We start from the raw sequence: 14,912 nt of genomic DNA, 5'->3' as shown, positions 1-14,912 counted from the left end.
AACAGACGTGGCTCGTATCGCTGGCGTCAACATCCCGACGAACAAGCGCGTTGTTATCGCGCTTCAGTACATTCACGGGATTGGTCAAAAGTTTGCGCAGGAAATCGTCGAGAAAGTCGGCATCCCTGCAGAGCGTCGCGTCAATCAGTTGACCGATGCGGAAGTCTTGCAGATTCGCGAAACAATCGATCGCGATTACCATGTTGAAGGTGATCTGCGCCGTGAAGTTTCGATGAACATCAAGCGTCTGATGGATCTGGGCTGCTACCGCGGTCTGCGTCATCGCCGCTCGCTGCCGGTTCGCGGTCAGCGTACGCATACCAATGCGCGTACCCGCAAGGGTCCTGCCAAGGCAATCGCCGGCAAGAAGAAGTAATATTCCCGGCGCGGTTCGCTGCGCCGGTTTCGTCTTTACGGGCGGACAAGTGCTGGTTTCGCACTCTAACTGAAACCACGGTGGAGCCTCTGGAAATACGGAGGCGTCGAGATCAACTGAAAGGACTACCATGGCCAAAGAAGCCACGCGCGTTCGCCGTCGCGAGCGCAAGAATATTTCGTCGGGCGTTGCCCACGTCAATTCGACATTCAACAATACGATGATCACCATCACGGATGCACAGGGCAATGCGATTGCCTGGTCTTCCGCTGGTGCACAGGGCTTCAAGGGCTCACGCAAGTCCACGCCTTTCGCTGCACAGATGGCTGCCGAAGATTGCGCCAAGAAGGCACAGGAACATGGCATGCGCTCGCTCGAAGTCGAGGTCTGCGGACCTGGCTCCGGCCGTGAATCGGCTCTGCGTGCGCTCCAGGCTGCTGGTTTCACGATTACGTCGATCCGCGACGTAACGCCGATCCCGCACAATGGCTGCCGCCCTCGCAAGCGTCGCCGCGTATAATTTTATTGCGACAGGAATAGGCCGCATGAGCTGGCTTTCAGCTCCTCTGCGGTTTCCACGCCTCAATGCCACGATTGGATGGTGGTAAAGGCAAGGATGAAGGAAAAATAAATGATCCAGAAAAACTGGCAAGAATTGATCAAGCCGAACAAGGTCGAGTTCCAGACCTCCGGCTCGAAGACCAAGGCAACGGTCGTCGCTGAGCCGCTAGAACGCGGCTATGGCTTGACGCTCGGCAATGCCTTGCGCCGTGTGCTCCTGTCCTCGCTGCGCGGCGCTGCCGTGACAGCTGTACAGATCGACGGCGTTCTGCATGAATTCTCGTCGATCCCCGGCGTGCGTGAAGATGTGACGGACATCGTCCTCAACATCAAGGAAATCGCTATCCACATGGAGAGCGATGGTCCGAAGCGCATGGTCGTCCGCAAGGAAGGGCCCGGCGTTGTAACGGCTGGCGACATTCAGACCGTTGGCGATATCGAGATCCTCAATCCGGATCACGTGATCTGCACGCTGGACGAAGGCGCTGAAATCCGCATGGAATTCACCGTCAATACCGGCAAGGGCTATGTTCCGGCTGACCGCAACCGCGCAGAAGATGCTCCGATCGGCTTGATCCCGGTCGATAGCCTTTATTCGCCGGTCCGCAAGGTTTCCTACAAGATCGAGAACACCCGCGAGGGCCAGGTTCTCGATTATGACAAGCTTATCCTGCAGATTGAGACCGACGGTTCGATCTCCGGTGAAGATGCTGTTGCCTATGCAGCGCGTATTCTTCAGGACCAGCTCGCGATCTTCGTCAACTTCGACGAGCCGCAGAAGGAAGTTCAGCAGGAACAGGTTACCGAACTCGCGTTCAATCCTGCTCTGCTCAAGAAGGTCGATGAACTCGAACTTTCGGTTCGTTCGGCAAACTGCCTGAAGAATGATAACATCGTCTACATTGGCGATCTTATCCAGAAGACAGAAGCAGAAATGCTGCGCACACCGAACTTCGGCCGCAAGTCGCTGAACGAAATCAAGGAAGTTCTCGCTTCCATGGGTCTCCATCTCGGTATGGAAGTTCCTTCATGGCCGCCAGAGAACATCGAAGATCTCGCGAAGCGTTACGAAGACCAGTATTAAGAACCCGGGCTCTGCCCGAATTTAAAGCCCGGGCCATGAGTCCGAAAAAGAGAAACTAAGGAGAAGGCTCATGCGCCACGGTAATTCAGGCCGCAAGCTTAACCGGACTGCCAGCCATCGTAAGGCGATGTTTGCCAATATGGCTGCATCACTGATCGAGCATGAGCAGATCGTGACAACGCTGCCCAAGGCCAAGGAAATTCGTCCCATCGTTGAAAAGCTTGTCACGCTCGGCAAGCGCGGTGATCTGCACGCTCGTCGTCAGGCCATTTCGGCCATCCGCGACGCCAAGCTCGTCGCCAAGCTGTTCGATACGCTTGCGCCGCGCTACGGCCAGCGCAACGGCGGTTACATCCGCATCATGAAGGCAGGCTTCCGCGCCGGTGACAATGCACCGCTCGCAGTTGTCGAGTTCGTCGATCGCGATGTCAGCGCCAAGGGTTCCAAGGATTTGGCCCGCGTTGAAGCTGAACGCGAGACTGAAGCCGAAGCAGCGTAAGCAACGCTTCGATTTAGAATTGAGAATAGAGAAGGGGGCTTACGCTCCCTTTTTCTGTTGGTTAGCGAAAGTAATACCAAACGAGACCTAGTCAGCAACAGACCGTCTGCCCAGCCCTTCTGCAAGCAGCGTTGTTGCCAGCATGTTGAGAGAAACGCCTTCACGATCGGCGCGTCGGGCAAGGGCGGCATGCAGCGATTTTGGCACGCGCTGGCGCCATTGTCCTCCGTAGACTTCGCCTTCCTTCGGCACGGCTCGACCCAACTCCTTCAACGTCTCAATATAGGACCTGAGAGCATCCCGCCCCTCTTTGAGGGCGTCTTCCGGTGTCTCGCCGTCGGCAATGCATCCCGGATAGTCAGGAAACTCCACTAGATAGCCGCTGCCTTCTTCTTCTGTCAGGGGTCTGATTTCAAAACGCGGCAATGTTTCGCGATCAGTTTTCATTTTCTTCTCCAACACGATCCAGCAAATCCAGGAAGCGCGTGACATAGATTGGTTTTAATGGTTTGTGTGTGGGCACTGTCAACGGCATCAACACTTATTTTCGTATCGGCTCGTCCGGTTCGGAAGATGGCAGACCATGCATTGCATAGTGCTGATACATCTTTGCTTCGGTGAGGAATGCGTACACTGCCGAGTCCACTGCATGAATGAATCCCGCAAAGCCGCAACGCCAATAGCCAGAAAAGAAATAGGTTCGTACAAAGTAAACGGCCGGATTGAATATCAACTTCAATCTGCGGGCGGGTTTGCCTGCAGTGATCAACGACTGAGCCTTCAAGGATGAGTACTCATTTTCCTTCATGAGCTGCTCTTTCAGAGGCAAGGGACGATAGTGCAGTAGCGCGCCCTTTGTCAGTGTTTTGACATGCCCGTCGACAATCAAACTCTCATGTACAGTCCGAGATAGGTCATAGCTCGCGTGCTCTTTCCGCACTAGCCGTATGTGACTACCTGCCTTCATTCGCTGAGGTGTATAGCCGAAACCTGGCAGATAGGGCCGGTGGCCAATCCTCCAACCCGATACGTGTTCCGAGTATGCAAGATCGGGCAGCAAAGACTGAAGGGTGTCGTCGAGACGTTCATCTGCATCGATGTTCAGGCACCAGCTTGGGTGCACTGATCAAGGGCGAATTGTTTTTGGCCAGCATATCCGCGCCACGGTTCCTGAAAAAGCCGTATGGGCCAACCGGCATCGATGAGGGATTTTATCAGCTCGATCGTGTCATCCGTCGAGCCGGAGTCGACGATTACGATCTCTCGCATCTGATAAAGGCTTTCGATACATCGTTTCAAATAGGACTGTTCATTCATGCATATGATGAACGCAGGAATAGGCAATGTCTGGTCCGGCAAATCAACTCACCTAGAATGAAATAAATGAAATATTTTATGATATGAATATAAAAATAAGCATGGAATATGAAACTAGAAGTATATTATATAAATATTTGCAACTGTCAGTTGTTTTATTGTATTAATATAAGTAGATTAACTATCTATGTGCATTTTGCAATAACAATCGACGAATTATTTGAAACATTTTGACGTCGAGTTCATTTGTTTTATTGCTGTTGGATGGAGCACAGCCCGATTAGGCATGACTACCGATCAGCCAGAGCGAGCTTTACGCCGAGTGCAACGAACGCACCGGCAAAGCTTCGGCGCATCCATGTCAATATGCGCGGGCGTGAGGTGACATGATCGCGGACGGAGGCGGCGAAGAGGCCGTAGCCGACGAACACGACGAAGGTCATCAGCATGAAAACGGCACTTAAGCTGAGCATACGCCAGAGCGGATGCGGTTCCGTGGTGCTGACGAATTGCGGCAAGAACGCCAGGAAGAAAATCGATAGTTTCGGGTTGAGGATATTGATCAGGATCGCGGTGACGGTCACCTGCATCAACGACTTTTCTCCGGCTTCACTGTCCACATTCAGCGAGCCCTTCTCGCGCAAGGCGTTCCAAGCCATATAGAGCAGATAGGCAACGCCGGCATATTTGAAGGTGTGGAAGGCAAGGGCGCTCGTGTGGAGGATCGCAGCCAGCCCTCCGATAGCAGCCGCCATGTGCGGGATGATGCCGATTGTGCAGCCGAAGGCGGCCGCGACACTGGCGCGCGCTCCACGCGAAAGGCCTGTCGCCAGGGTGTAAACGACACCTGTGCCAGGCGAGATGACGATGATCAAAGATGTGATGAGGAATTCGAGGCCCACAACTATTCTCCTTCTGCATGCTTCAGTGGCTGAACTGAAGCCGATCAGGAGCGATTCGTCTTGAACAGGATTGCAGCTGGAGAGAAATCAGGCGAAAGCCGCGGCGTAGGCGCCGGGAGAAACTCCATATTTGCGCACGAACACGCGTGTCATGTGGCTTTGATCAGCGAAGCCGCTTGTGGCAGCTGCGTCGGCCAAAGGCGATCCATTCGCTATGAGACGGCGGGCAAAGTCGATCCTACGCTGCATGAGATAGGCGTGTGGTGTGAAGCCTGTTGCTTTGACAAAGCCGCGCAAAATCTGAAATCGGCTCAATCCACTTGTTCGCGCAAGATCCGCAAGCGTGACGGGAGCAGTTGGCTCATCATCGATCAAATTCTTTGCGCGGTGGATGGCTATGGACGTTGAGCGGGAAGCTTCATTTTCATTGCGCTCGCGGACAATCGTGGGGAGTAATTGCAACAAAAGTTCTTCGCGACGGAGTTCGGACGAATTGGCGGTTGTCATGATTGAGAAGAGGCGCTGGAAAACATTCGCGACAGGTGCATTGCTCATCACGGGCCGGACGAATTCGCGGGTTTTCGTGGCGCCTTCATTCATATCGTCAATGGCTTCGCTGATGATCGCCGGGTCGAAGTAGAGCATGCGCCACGAACGGCCAGCATCGCCGAGTGGCATGCCGTCATGCACCTCGCCAGGATTGACGGTGATGATATCGCCGGGGCCCGCTTCAACCATGCCGCGGCCGCTATAGGATTTCTGCGCCCCCTGATGAATGACGCCAATCCCATATTGCTCATGCGAATGCCGCTGAAAGGTATGGCTCGTCGCAGCCTCGACTACCTCGATACCAGCAACTTCGCATGGAAATATCCTGAACTGGCCTTGTGGCATGTCCTCGTTCTCGCGACATATCATTTGCTTCAGTCTTATCCCAAATACAACGATCCATGAAGATGGTGTCGTGCACATCGCGACTGGAACCTTATGTCTCAAATTTGCTTTGTTTCTTCGCTGGTATCTCGGTTCAAAATCACCACATTGGGCGAAACAGTTTGATTGATTCATCACGGACCGGGAGATTGATATGAGTTCCAAAGCCGCTGCATCAGCGCGGGCACTTTTCCTTTGCACCGCCATGTTTTCCGGAATGGTGGCGCCGCTTCATGCGCAAACGGCAACGGATACGGCGAAGCAGTTGCCGGCGACCCGCAGCGAGCTGCAGCTCTCCTTCGCACCGTTGGTGAAGCAGACGGCGGGCGCGGTGGTGAACGTCTACGCGGCGCATGAGGTACAAACTCGCTCACCCTTTGCCGGCGATCCGTTCTTCGAGCAATTCTTCGGTGGCGGGCAATTCAACGGACCGCCGCGCGTGCAATCGTCGCTCGGTTCAGGCGTGATCACTGATCCTTCCGGGATTATCGTCACCAACAATCACGTGATCCGCGATGCCGACACGGTGAAGGTTGCGCTATCCGATGGACGGGAATTCGATTCGAAGGTTCTCCTTAAGGACGAATCCACCGACCTTGCAATTTTGAAAATCGATGCGGGCGAGCCCCTGCCATCGCTGGCCTTGGCGGATTCCGACAAAGTCGAGGTCGGTGATCTCGTGCTCGCCATCGGCAATCCGTTTGGTGTTGGCCAGACAGTGACGAGCGGCATCGTCTCGGCGCAGGCGCGCACGCGGGTTGGCATTTCAGATTTCGATTTCTTTATCCAGACCGATGCAGCGATCAATCCCGGCAATTCGGGCGGCGCGCTGATCGGCATGGATGGCAAACTGATCGGTATCAATACGGCAATCTTCTCGCGCTCCGGCGGGTCGGTCGGGATCGGGTTTGCCATTCCTGCCAATATGGTACGCGCGGTTGTTGAGACGGCGAAGGGTGGCGCAGACACGTTCGAACGGCCCTATATCGGCGCCACTTTCCAGAACGTGACACCCGATGTGGCCGAAGGGCTGGGCATGAAGCAACCCTACGGCGCCTTGGTGACCAATATCACGAAGGGCAGCCCCGCGGAGAAGGGCGGGCTTCTCGTCGGCGATGTGGTTTTAACTGTCGATGATGTACGGATCGAGAATCCTGACGGGCTTGGCTACCGCCTGACGACAGCCGGAATCGGCAAGGCCGTCAAGCTCGGTGTGCTCAGCCGATCGACGGAAAAGACCGTGACGGTTTCGCTCGAAAAGCCCCGTGCCGACTCTCCGGACAATCAGCTGATGATCGGTGGCAAAAATCCCCTATCGGGCGCACTCGTGCTCAAGCTGACGCCAAGCGACGCGACGCGTCTGCAGTTGCCTTCGGATACCGAGGGCGTAGCAGTGGACAAGGTTACGCGGAATTCTCCCGCGGCGCGTATTGGCCTGCGGCCTGGTGATATTATCCGCGGCGTGAACGGTACGGAAATCGACACGATTGCCGATCTCAGCAAGGCGATGTCCAGCAATCCCGCGCTTTGGCGCTTCGATTTCGAGCGCGGTGGTGCCATAATCCGGCAAATCATTCGCTAAGCGAGGCAAATACAGAATATGGCTGACCTGTTTTCGGTCAACGACGATCCGGCATTGGACAGAAGCCGGCCGCTTGCGGACCGATTGCGGCCAAAATCCTTGGGTGAGGTTACCGGGCAGGAACACCTGACCGGGCCTGAAGGCGCACTGACGCGCATGATCGGGTCCGGCTCGCTAGGCTCGATGATTTTCTGGGGCCCGCCCGGCACTGGCAAGACGACTGTGGCGCGGCTTCTCGCCAACGAGACCCATCTGGCCTTCGAACAAATCTCCGCGATCTTTTCCGGTGTTGCAGACCTGAAGAAGGTCTTTGACATGGCGCGGGCGCGCAAAATGTCCGGCCGCCAGACATTGCTGTTCGTCGACGAAATACATCGTTTCAACCGGGCGCAGCAGGATTCGTTCTTGCCTGTGATGGAGGACGGCACAATCGTCCTCGTCGGCGCGACGACGGAGAACCCGTCCTTCGAACTCAACGCCGCTCTGTTGTCGCGCGCTCGTGTGCTGGTTTTTCACCCCCTCGATGAGACGAGTCTCGCGGCGCTGCTTGAACGTGCTGAGAGCTATGAAGGCAAAGCCTTACCATTGAACGATGAGGCACGCGCGAGCCTTGTGCGGATGGCCGATGGTGATGGGCGAGCGATCCTGACGCTTGCCGAGGAAGTTTGGCGCGCCGCGCGTGACGGCGAGATGTTCGACGCGGAGCGTGTGCAGCAGATCGTGCAGCGGCGCGCGCCGGTTTACGACAAGAGCCAGGATGGCCATTACAATCTGATCTCGGCGCTGCATAAATCGGTACGCGGCTCCGATCCCGATGCCGCGCTCTATTACCTTTGCCGGATGTTCGACGCGGGTGAGGACCCGCTCTATCTCGGACGGCGGCTGGTTCGCATGGCCAGCGAGGATATCGGTATGGCCGATCCGCAGGCGCTTGTGATCTGCAATGCCGCCAAGGACGCCTATGATTATCTGGGCTCGCCGGAGGGGGAATTGGCGCTGGCGCAGGCCTGCGTTTATCTCGCCACGGCGCCAAAGTCGAACGCCGTCTATACCGCCTACAAGGCGGCGACGCGTGCGGCCAAGGAAAACGGTTCGCTCGTGCCGCCGAAGCACATTCTCAATGCGCCGACGAAGCTGATGAAAGGTGAGGGCTACGGCAAAGGCTACGCTTATGATCATGATGAGCCTGAAGCATTCTCCGGCCAGAATTATTTTCCGGAAGCGCTTGGCCGGCAGACTTTTTATGATCCGCCGGAACGCGGCTTTGAGCGCGAGATCCGCAAGCGGATCGATTACTGGAACAAGCTGCGACAGGAGCGCGGGGAGGAATAGCCTTCCTCATGGTGAGCCTGTCGAACCACGCACTTCAATACTGAAACCCACCCTGATCCTTCGACAAGCTCAGGATGAGGGTGGGTGTAGCGGCCCTTTTTTCTTGACGAGTTTTCGCCCTTAAGCGGCTTCCGGCTTGCGCGGGAAGGGCGTTACATTTGCCGTATCGTCGTCGAGCTTCAGGCCACCCGCCTTGAGCAGCGAACTGAAACGGCCGTTCTGGCGCGCCAGTGCATCGAAGCTGCCGGACTCGACGATTTCGCCCTGGTCCATGAAGAGCACGATGTCTGCATCGCGGACAGTCGAGAGACGGTGAGCGATGATAAAGGTCGTGCGGTTCTGGCACAGCTTGTCGACGGCAACCTTGACGCGCGCCTCGGTTTCGACGTCGAGAGCACTAGTCGCCTCATCCAATACGAGGATCGGCGCATCCTTGAGGATGGCGCGGGCGATAGCGACGCGCTGACGCTCACCGCCGGAGAGCTGCGAACCGCGTTCACCGACAACGGTACCGTAACCGGCAGACTTGGCGAGAATGAAGTCGCTGGCATCCGCGGCTTCGGCAGCTGCGAGTACGTCCGCTTCGCTCGCCTTCGGACGACCGACGCGAATATTGTCCTCGATTGAGCGGTTGAACATGCCCGCATCCTGGAACACTGTCGCAATGGCGTTACGAAGGGAACGGCGGCTGATCGTGCGCGTATCGATACCATCGACCAGAATGCGGCCTTCCTTCGGATCGTACACGCGCTGCAAGAGATTGATCAACGTCGTCTTGCCGGCACCGGTCGGGCCGACGATGGCGACGGTCTGGCCAGCCTTGGCCTTGAACGAAACATTCTTCAGGCCCTGTGCCGAGTTGGCGAACTCGAACGTAACATTCTCGAATTCAACGTCGCCGCTGACATTGTCGATATCGTGCACAGCCTTCGGCTCAACCGCATAGGCAGCGGATGCCTCCATTTCAAAGAAGTCTTCGAGCTTGGCGCGGGCGGCGAAAATCTGGTTGACGAACGCACTGAGCTGGTCGAGGCGACCGATGAGCAGGGCGGCAAAGCCGGTGAAAGCGACGACCTGGCCAACGTTCATTTCGCCGTGCGTGACAAAATAGGAACCGAGAAACAGGACAACAATCATCGAGATCGTTGCAGCCATACGGTTGATACCGCTGGCCAGAGCCCACCAATTGAGAACAGGATATTGCGAGTCGAGGAGCTGCTTTGCGTAGGTCTGCAAGGCGCGGGTTTCTTCCTCGACGCGATTGTAGCTCTGGAGAACGGAAATATTGCCCATAGAGTCGGTGACGTGACTAAAAGCCTTGATGTGGTGACGTTCTACCTGGGCCTGTCCATCCTTGGTCTTTGCTGTGACAACGCGGCTTACAATGACGTAAATCACACCCAGAACAGCCAATACCGAAGCGAGGCGCCAATCTTGTACCAACGCCAGAGGGATCAGCCCTAAAAGTGCCACTGCGGTTGCAAGATGGGTACGCATGAATTCCAGCCACAGGCCGAACAAAGTTTCGATCGCGCGCAAAAGCGTATGCATCGCGTTGGACGTGCCACGCTGATGATGCCAGGAGAGGGGCATACTGATCACACGGTTGTAGGACTCGGTGAGCACGGCAAGCTTGCGCCGGTGTGCAAGGCGGTCAGCCTCCCTGGATACCAGAACGTTCGCACCAATATGGAACAGACCAACCGCTGCCAGTTGGCTGAGCGGAAGCCATATGGCGGATTTTACCGAGATCGCTTGAATTACAAGGCCCACAAGAACAGGCTCAAAAAGCATTGTCAAAGCCAAGGCGACGTTAACGGCGCAGATAAACACGGTCGCGCGCTTTTCAGCGCCGAGATATTGGAGCGATTTCCAATAGATGTTTAACAATGACACTTTGCCACTCCGCTGCTGGGGCCGCTACTCACGCTGTAGAAATGACACTGCATCAGACTCTTGTGCACCGCAATATTCAATGCTCTAAAGTTATGACAGTTCCACGTTCCTGTAAGGAACATTTTTCTACGTCGCGTAACGTCCCGTGATGATTCAACCATTTGAGTTCGCAACATAAACTGCCCAGGCTGAATGCAAAATGAACGCAATATTACTTGTGGCTTCAGGCGGAGCGATCGGCTCCGTTGCGCGATATCTTGTCGGGGTCTTGATGACCCGGGCCTTCGGGGTGAACTTCCCTTACGGGACGCTGGCGGTGAATATCGTTGGCGGCTTTCTAATGGGGTTTTTCATCGGGCTTCTGGCACGGCGCCTCGATGGGTCGATGGATCTGCGGCTGTTTGTGGCAGTCGGCATCCTGGGTGGCTTTACAACGTTCTCGTCGTTTTCTCTCGATGTAGCGGTGTTATGGGAGCGCGGCGAGCTCGCCACGGCCATGTTATATGTTCTTGCCAGTGTGATCTTGAGCATTGGCGCGCTGTTTTTTGGATTATGGCTCGCACGGCTTACAACTTAGTGCTATTCGCACCTCTGATCTAAAAAGGCAGAGTTGATGGCGGCAGTAGAACAGAAGACAGTCGATACGGGTGAGGCGGAAATGCGCCTCGACCGTTGGTTCAAGGTACATTATCCGGGTTTGGGTTTCGGGCACCTGCAGAAATTATTGCGGTCCGGGCAGATCAGGATCGATGGATCGCGCGCCAAATCGGACACGAGGCTGCAGGCTGGACAGACTGTCCGCATTCCTCCGCTTCCCGTGGATTCCAAAGCCGAAGGCCATTTGACCGGCAAGAGCATTCGTGGCCGCGAAGACGGCGATGTCCTGAAGCAGATGCTGCTTTATGAGGATCCGAAGGTTTTCGTGTTCAACAAGCCGGCTGGTCTGGCAGTGCAGGGCGGTTCCGGGGTCAATCGCCATGTCGATGACATGCTGGAAGCCTGGCGCAACAAGAAGGGCGAGAAACCGCGGCTTGTTCACCGCCTCGACCGCGATACATCCGGCGTTCTCGTCGTTGCCCGCACACGCGGTGCGGCGCAGGCGCTGACCGCCGCTTTCCGCGAGCGTGAGACCAAGAAAACTTATTGGGCGCTGGTGAAGGGCATACCGCGCAAGCGCGAAGACAAGATCACCACCTGGCTGGTCAAGGAAACGACGCCCGATGGCGACCGCATGCGTGTTGCCCAACATGGCGAGCCGGATTCGGATCTCGCCGTCTCCTATTATCGTGTCATCGAATCTGCGGGTCAGGTTCTGACATGGCTGGAGATGGAGCCCTATACGGGCCGCACGCATCAATTGCGCGTCCATGCCGCCCATATCGGCTGCCCGATTATCGGCGATCCGAAGTATTTCGAAGCGGACACCAACTGGTCCTTCCCAGGCGGTATCCAGAACCGCCTGCATCTGCATGCGCGCAGGATACGCGTTCCCAACCCTTCGGGTGGCATAATCGATGTAACGGCGCCATTGCCACCCCATATGGTGCAGACCTGGAATCTGCTCGGGCTCGACGAACACGACGCAGATGAAGACAACTAGATAGCGGACTTTCACCATGCGTAACGACCTTTTCAATATGGATAAGAAACAGGATCTTTCCGATCCGGACCCTGTTCGCCGCGCACAAATCCAGTCAAAACTACCTTTGCCGAAGCGCTTCTATAAAGAAGCCGCGGTTGCCGAGCATGATGGCAAGTTTGCCGTCAAACTGGATGGCCGCGCGGTCAAGACACCGGCCCGGCAGACCCTTGCATTGCCGACGCGAGCGGCGGCGCAGTTGATTGCCGATGAATTTTCCGCACAGGAAAAGCAAATCGACCCGGCGCGGATGCCGGCGACACGGCTTGCCAATACGGCGATCGACGGGATCGTCAATGATCCGCAGGCGGTGCTGGAAGATGTGCTGCGCTTCGCCTCGTCTGACATGCTGTGCTATCGCGCCGGTTCGCCGGAACGGCTGGTCAATCGCCAGACCGAACTATGGGACCCGATCATCGATTGGGCAGCATCGGACCTCGGCGCTCGCTTTGTGCTGGCGGAAGGGGTGATGCATGTCGAGCAGCCACGCGAGGCGCTCGGCGCTTTCAGTGTTCACCTCGGCCAGTTCAATGATCCGTTCGCCATTGCCGCGCTGCATACGATCACCACATTGACCGGCTCGGCAATCCTCGCGCTCGCTGTTGCCAAGGGCGAGATTTCCGGTGCTGAAGCCTGGAAGCTCGCGCATGTGGACGAAGATTGGACGATTGAGCATTGGGGCGAAGACGCAGAAGCTGCCGCGCGCAGAGCCGTCCGTGAACGCGAGATGATCGCAGCGGTGCGGATCTTGGAAGCTGTTTCAGCTTCGTAACAGTCAGCCTTTATCCCTTCTAAGAACACTTGGATAAAAAAAACCCGGCTTGCGCCGGGGTTCTTTTTTGAACGATGCGGCCTGATCAGACCGAATAATACATGTCGTATTCGACCGGATGCGGGGTCATTTCGAAACGCATCACTTCAGCCATCTTCAGCTCAATGAACGAATCGATCTGATCGTCGTCGAACACGCCGCCGGCCTTGAGGAAGCCGCGATCCTTGTCCAGGCTCTGCAACGCTTCACGCAGCGAGCCGCAGACAGTCGGGATCTTCTTGAGTTCCTTTGCGGGAAGATCGTAAAGGTCCTTGTCCATCGGCTGACCAGGATGAATCTTGTTCTTGATGCCGTCGAGACCGGCCATCAGCATCGCGGCGAAGCCGAGATAAGGATTGGCTGTCGGATCCGGGAAACGGATTTCAACGCGCTTGGACTTCGGCGAGGAGCCGAAAGGAATGCGGCAGGAAGCCGAACGGTTGCGCGCCGAATAGGCCAGCAGAACCGGAGCTTCATAGCCTGGAACCAGACGCTTGTAGGAGTTGGTCGACGGGTTGGTAAAGGCGTTGATCGCCTTGGCATGCTTGATGATGCCGCCAATGAAGAACAGGCAGCTTTCCGACAGACCAGCATATTCATTACCTGCGAAAGTCGGCTTGCCTTCCTTCCAGATCGACATGTGAACGTGCATACCCGAACCGTTGTCGCCGAAAACCGGCTTCGGCATGAAGGTTGCTGTCTTGCCATAGGCATTGGCGACCTGATGCACGACGTACTTGTAAATCAGCATCTTGTCGGCGTTGCGGGTGAGGGCGTCGAACTTGATGCCGAGTTCGTGCTGAGCGGCAGCCACTTCGTGGTGATGCTTTTCGACGCGCACGCCCATTTCGGTGAGGACGGTGAGCATCTCCGAACGCATGTCCTGGGCGGAATCGACCGGAGGTACGGGGAAATAGCCGCCCTTGATGCGCGGACGGTGACCGAGGTTACCGGTTTCATAATCAGTGTCGTCGTTGGACGGCAATTCGGTCGAGTCGACCTTGAATCCTGTGTTGTACGGGTCTGCCTTGTACTTGACGTCGTCGAAAACGAAGAATTCGGCTTCTGGACCAACGAAGATGGTGTCGCCGATGCCTTCTGCCTTCATATAGGCTTCGGCCTTCTTGGCCGTGCCGCGTGGATCACGGTTGTAGGATTCACCGGAGATCGGATCGAGAATGTCGCAAAGGATAACCATGGTCGACTGTGCAAAAAACGGGTCCATGTGAACCGTATCGGTGTCTGGCATGAGAACCATGTCGGACTCATTGATGGCCTTCCAGCCAGCAATGGACGAGCCGTCGAACATGACGCCATCGGCGAACATGTCTTCATCAACTTCGGCAATGTCCATCGTCACGTGCTGCAGCTTCCCCTTGGGATCGGTGAAGCGGAGATCAAGGAACTTTACGTCATTGTCCTTGATCTGTTTCAGAATCTCTTTTGCGGTCGTCATATCAATTTTCCTTATTCAGCGACGATGATTGGTGTAGCCGACGCGAATGGCCGGTGAATGGAGGGTGCGATCAGATGGCGTCGATGCCGGACTCTCCGGTCCGGATGCGCACAACTTCTTCAATGTTGGATACAAAGATCTTTCCGTCGCCGATACGGCCGGTTTGTGCGGCCTTGCGGATCGCCTCGATGGCGGCTTCAACGGATTCGTCGCCCAGAACGATCTCGACTTTCACCTTAGGCAGGAAGTCGACGACATATTCGGCGCCGCGATACAATTCGGTATGACCTTTTTGACGGCCAAAGCCTTTGGCTTCAGTGACCGTGATGCCCTGAAGCCCCACTTCCTGCAGTGCCTCTTTCACCTCATCCAGTTTGAATGGTTTGATGATGGCTTCGATTTTCTTCATCAGAGAACAATCTCCCTATGTACAGCAAACGGACCTCTTGCCCGCTTGTCACAACAAAAAGCAGGAAGCATGCCAACTTGGTTGAATAGATTAAATATTTCCTGGAACCCGATTT

16 protein-coding genes are annotated in these 14,912 nt (G+C 55.9%); 9 read left to right on the top strand and 7 right to left on the bottom strand.

Annotated features, from left to right (window positions below):
* Positions 1 to 7: 7 nt before the first annotated feature.
* From rpsM to rplQ, 4 genes are all read left to right on the top strand, one after another.
* Positions 8 to 376 (top strand): 30S ribosomal protein S13, encoded by a 369-nt coding sequence (rpsM, locus tag ACSQ3H_RS16580; RefSeq protein WP_008124949.1) that lies wholly within the window; start codon positions 8 to 10, stop codon positions 374 to 376.
* A 130-nt stretch (positions 377 to 506) separates the two neighbouring features.
* A complete protein-coding gene (gene rpsK, locus ACSQ3H_RS16575; protein WP_008124952.1) occupies positions 507 to 896 on the top strand; it encodes a 30S ribosomal protein S11 in 390 nt (129 codons plus the stop codon).
* A gap of 111 nt (positions 897 to 1,007) precedes the next feature.
* Complete coding sequence (locus ACSQ3H_RS16570) at positions 1,008 to 2,021, top strand: DNA-directed RNA polymerase subunit alpha (RefSeq protein ID WP_436118056.1); 1,014 nt, start codon at positions 1,008 to 1,010, stop codon at positions 2,019 to 2,021.
* A gap of 70 nt (positions 2,022 to 2,091) precedes the next feature.
* Positions 2,092 to 2,520, top strand: a complete 429-nt coding sequence (rplQ, locus tag ACSQ3H_RS16565) for a 50S ribosomal protein L17 (protein ID WP_106716792.1) — start codon at positions 2,092 to 2,094, stop codon at positions 2,518 to 2,520.
* A gap of 87 nt (positions 2,521 to 2,607) precedes the next feature.
* Here the strand turns inward: rplQ and ACSQ3H_RS16560 are convergent, their stop codons facing one another.
* The 4 genes from ACSQ3H_RS16560 to ACSQ3H_RS16545 form a co-directional block, all read right to left on the bottom strand.
* On the bottom strand, positions 2,608 to 2,967 hold the full coding sequence (locus ACSQ3H_RS16560) for a type II toxin-antitoxin system HicB family antitoxin (protein ID WP_436118055.1): 360 nt from the start codon (positions 2,965 to 2,967) through the stop codon (positions 2,608 to 2,610).
* Between the two features lie 654 nt (positions 2,968 to 3,621).
* Complete coding sequence (locus ACSQ3H_RS16555; RefSeq protein ID WP_436118054.1) at positions 3,622 to 3,789, bottom strand: glycosyltransferase; 168 nt, start codon at positions 3,787 to 3,789, stop codon at positions 3,622 to 3,624.
* A gap of 338 nt (positions 3,790 to 4,127) precedes the next feature.
* Positions 4,128 to 4,739 carry a LysE family translocator gene (locus ACSQ3H_RS16550; protein WP_436118053.1) on the bottom strand — a complete coding sequence of 204 codons (612 nt, stop codon included), beginning with the start codon at positions 4,737 to 4,739 and terminating at the stop codon, positions 4,128 to 4,130.
* Positions 4,740 to 4,826: 87 nt separating this feature from the next.
* On the bottom strand, positions 4,827 to 5,633 hold the full coding sequence (locus ACSQ3H_RS16545) for an AraC family ligand binding domain-containing protein (protein WP_436118052.1): 807 nt from the start codon (positions 5,631 to 5,633) through the stop codon (positions 4,827 to 4,829).
* 193 nt (positions 5,634 to 5,826) lie between these two features.
* On the opposite strand from ACSQ3H_RS16545, the gene ACSQ3H_RS16540 reads away from it, so the two are divergent.
* Positions 5,827 to 7,254, top strand: a complete 1,428-nt coding sequence (locus ACSQ3H_RS16540; RefSeq protein ID WP_436118051.1) for a DegQ family serine endoprotease — start codon at positions 5,827 to 5,829, stop codon at positions 7,252 to 7,254.
* A gap of 18 nt (positions 7,255 to 7,272) precedes the next feature.
* Positions 7,273 to 8,586, top strand: coding sequence for a replication-associated recombination protein A (locus ACSQ3H_RS16535; RefSeq protein WP_436118050.1), 1,314 nt, complete (start codon positions 7,273 to 7,275; stop codon positions 8,584 to 8,586).
* A gap of 120 nt (positions 8,587 to 8,706) precedes the next feature.
* On the opposite strand, the gene ACSQ3H_RS16530 is transcribed toward ACSQ3H_RS16535, so the two are convergent.
* Positions 8,707 to 10,482 (bottom strand): glucan ABC transporter ATP-binding protein/ permease, encoded by a 1,776-nt coding sequence (locus ACSQ3H_RS16530; RefSeq protein WP_436118049.1) that lies wholly within the window; start codon positions 10,480 to 10,482, stop codon positions 8,707 to 8,709.
* A gap of 199 nt (positions 10,483 to 10,681) precedes the next feature.
* Here ACSQ3H_RS16530 and crcB point away from each other — a divergent pair, with 199 nt between their 5' ends.
* Genes crcB through ACSQ3H_RS16515 form a run of 3 tightly spaced genes read left to right on the top strand, consistent with a single transcriptional unit; the run spans position 10,682 to position 12,893 of the window.
* Complete coding sequence (gene crcB, locus ACSQ3H_RS16525) at positions 10,682 to 11,059, top strand: fluoride efflux transporter CrcB (RefSeq protein ID WP_436118048.1); 378 nt, start codon at positions 10,682 to 10,684, stop codon at positions 11,057 to 11,059.
* Between the two features lie 36 nt (positions 11,060 to 11,095).
* Entirely contained in the window at positions 11,096 to 12,082 is a 987-nt protein-coding gene (locus tag ACSQ3H_RS16520) for an RluA family pseudouridine synthase (protein ID WP_436118047.1), read from the top strand.
* Positions 12,083 to 12,098: 16 nt separating this feature from the next.
* Positions 12,099 to 12,893, top strand: a complete 795-nt coding sequence (locus tag ACSQ3H_RS16515; protein WP_436118046.1) for an ATP12 family chaperone protein — start codon at positions 12,099 to 12,101, stop codon at positions 12,891 to 12,893.
* Positions 12,894 to 12,978: 85 nt separating this feature from the next.
* Here ACSQ3H_RS16515 and glnA read toward each other — a convergent pair whose 3' ends face one another.
* Both glnA and ACSQ3H_RS16505 read right to left on the bottom strand, forming a co-directional pair.
* Positions 12,979 to 14,388: a type I glutamate--ammonia ligase gene (gene glnA, locus ACSQ3H_RS16510; protein ID WP_436118045.1), complete on the bottom strand. Its 1,410-nt coding sequence runs from the start codon at positions 14,386 to 14,388 to the stop codon at positions 12,979 to 12,981.
* Between the two features lie 70 nt (positions 14,389 to 14,458).
* On the bottom strand, positions 14,459 to 14,797 hold the full coding sequence (locus ACSQ3H_RS16505) for a P-II family nitrogen regulator (protein ID WP_008123000.1): 339 nt from the start codon (positions 14,795 to 14,797) through the stop codon (positions 14,459 to 14,461).
* Positions 14,798 to 14,912 lie beyond the last annotated feature (115 nt).

It is taken from the genome of Phyllobacterium sp. LjRoot231 (genome assembly GCF_964253365.1).
Classification (GTDB): Bacteria; Pseudomonadota; Alphaproteobacteria; order Rhizobiales; family Rhizobiaceae; genus Phyllobacterium.
Note: the sequence above shows the minus strand (reverse complement) of the source record. Positions and strands in the feature narration are given on the sequence as shown.

Bases quoted from the DNA above. Each gene is read 5' to 3' on its own strand.
- rplQ (WP_106716792.1), top strand. From the start codon at position 2,092: ATGCGCCACGGTAATTCAGGCCGCAAGCTTAACCGGACTGCCAGCCAT.
- ACSQ3H_RS16520 (WP_436118047.1), top strand. From the start codon at position 11,096: ATGGCGGCAGTAGAACAGAAGACAGTCGATACGGGTGAGGCGGAAATG.
- rpsK (WP_008124952.1), top strand. From the start codon at position 507: ATGGCCAAAGAAGCCACGCGCGTTCGCCGTCGCGAGCGCAAGAATATT.
- ACSQ3H_RS16560 (WP_436118055.1), bottom strand. From the start codon at position 2,967: ATGAAAACTGATCGCGAAACATTGCCGCGTTTTGAAATCAGACCCCTG.
- crcB (WP_436118048.1), top strand. From the start codon at position 10,682: ATGAACGCAATATTACTTGTGGCTTCAGGCGGAGCGATCGGCTCCGTT.
- ACSQ3H_RS16535 (WP_436118050.1), top strand. From the start codon at position 7,273: ATGGCTGACCTGTTTTCGGTCAACGACGATCCGGCATTGGACAGAAGC.
- ACSQ3H_RS16540 (WP_436118051.1), top strand. From the start codon at position 5,827: ATGAGTTCCAAAGCCGCTGCATCAGCGCGGGCACTTTTCCTTTGCACC.
- ACSQ3H_RS16545 (WP_436118052.1), bottom strand. From the start codon at position 5,633: ATGCCACAAGGCCAGTTCAGGATATTTCCATGCGAAGTTGCTGGTATC.
- glnA (WP_436118045.1), bottom strand. From the start codon at position 14,388: ATGACGACCGCAAAAGAGATTCTGAAACAGATCAAGGACAATGACGTA.
- ACSQ3H_RS16505 (WP_008123000.1), bottom strand. From the start codon at position 14,797: ATGAAGAAAATCGAAGCCATCATCAAACCATTCAAACTGGATGAGGTG.
- ACSQ3H_RS16515 (WP_436118046.1), top strand. From the start codon at position 12,099: ATGCGTAACGACCTTTTCAATATGGATAAGAAACAGGATCTTTCCGAT.
- ACSQ3H_RS16555 (WP_436118054.1), bottom strand. From the start codon at position 3,789: ATGCGAGAGATCGTAATCGTCGACTCCGGCTCGACGGATGACACGATC.
- ACSQ3H_RS16570 (WP_436118056.1), top strand. From the start codon at position 1,008: ATGATCCAGAAAAACTGGCAAGAATTGATCAAGCCGAACAAGGTCGAG.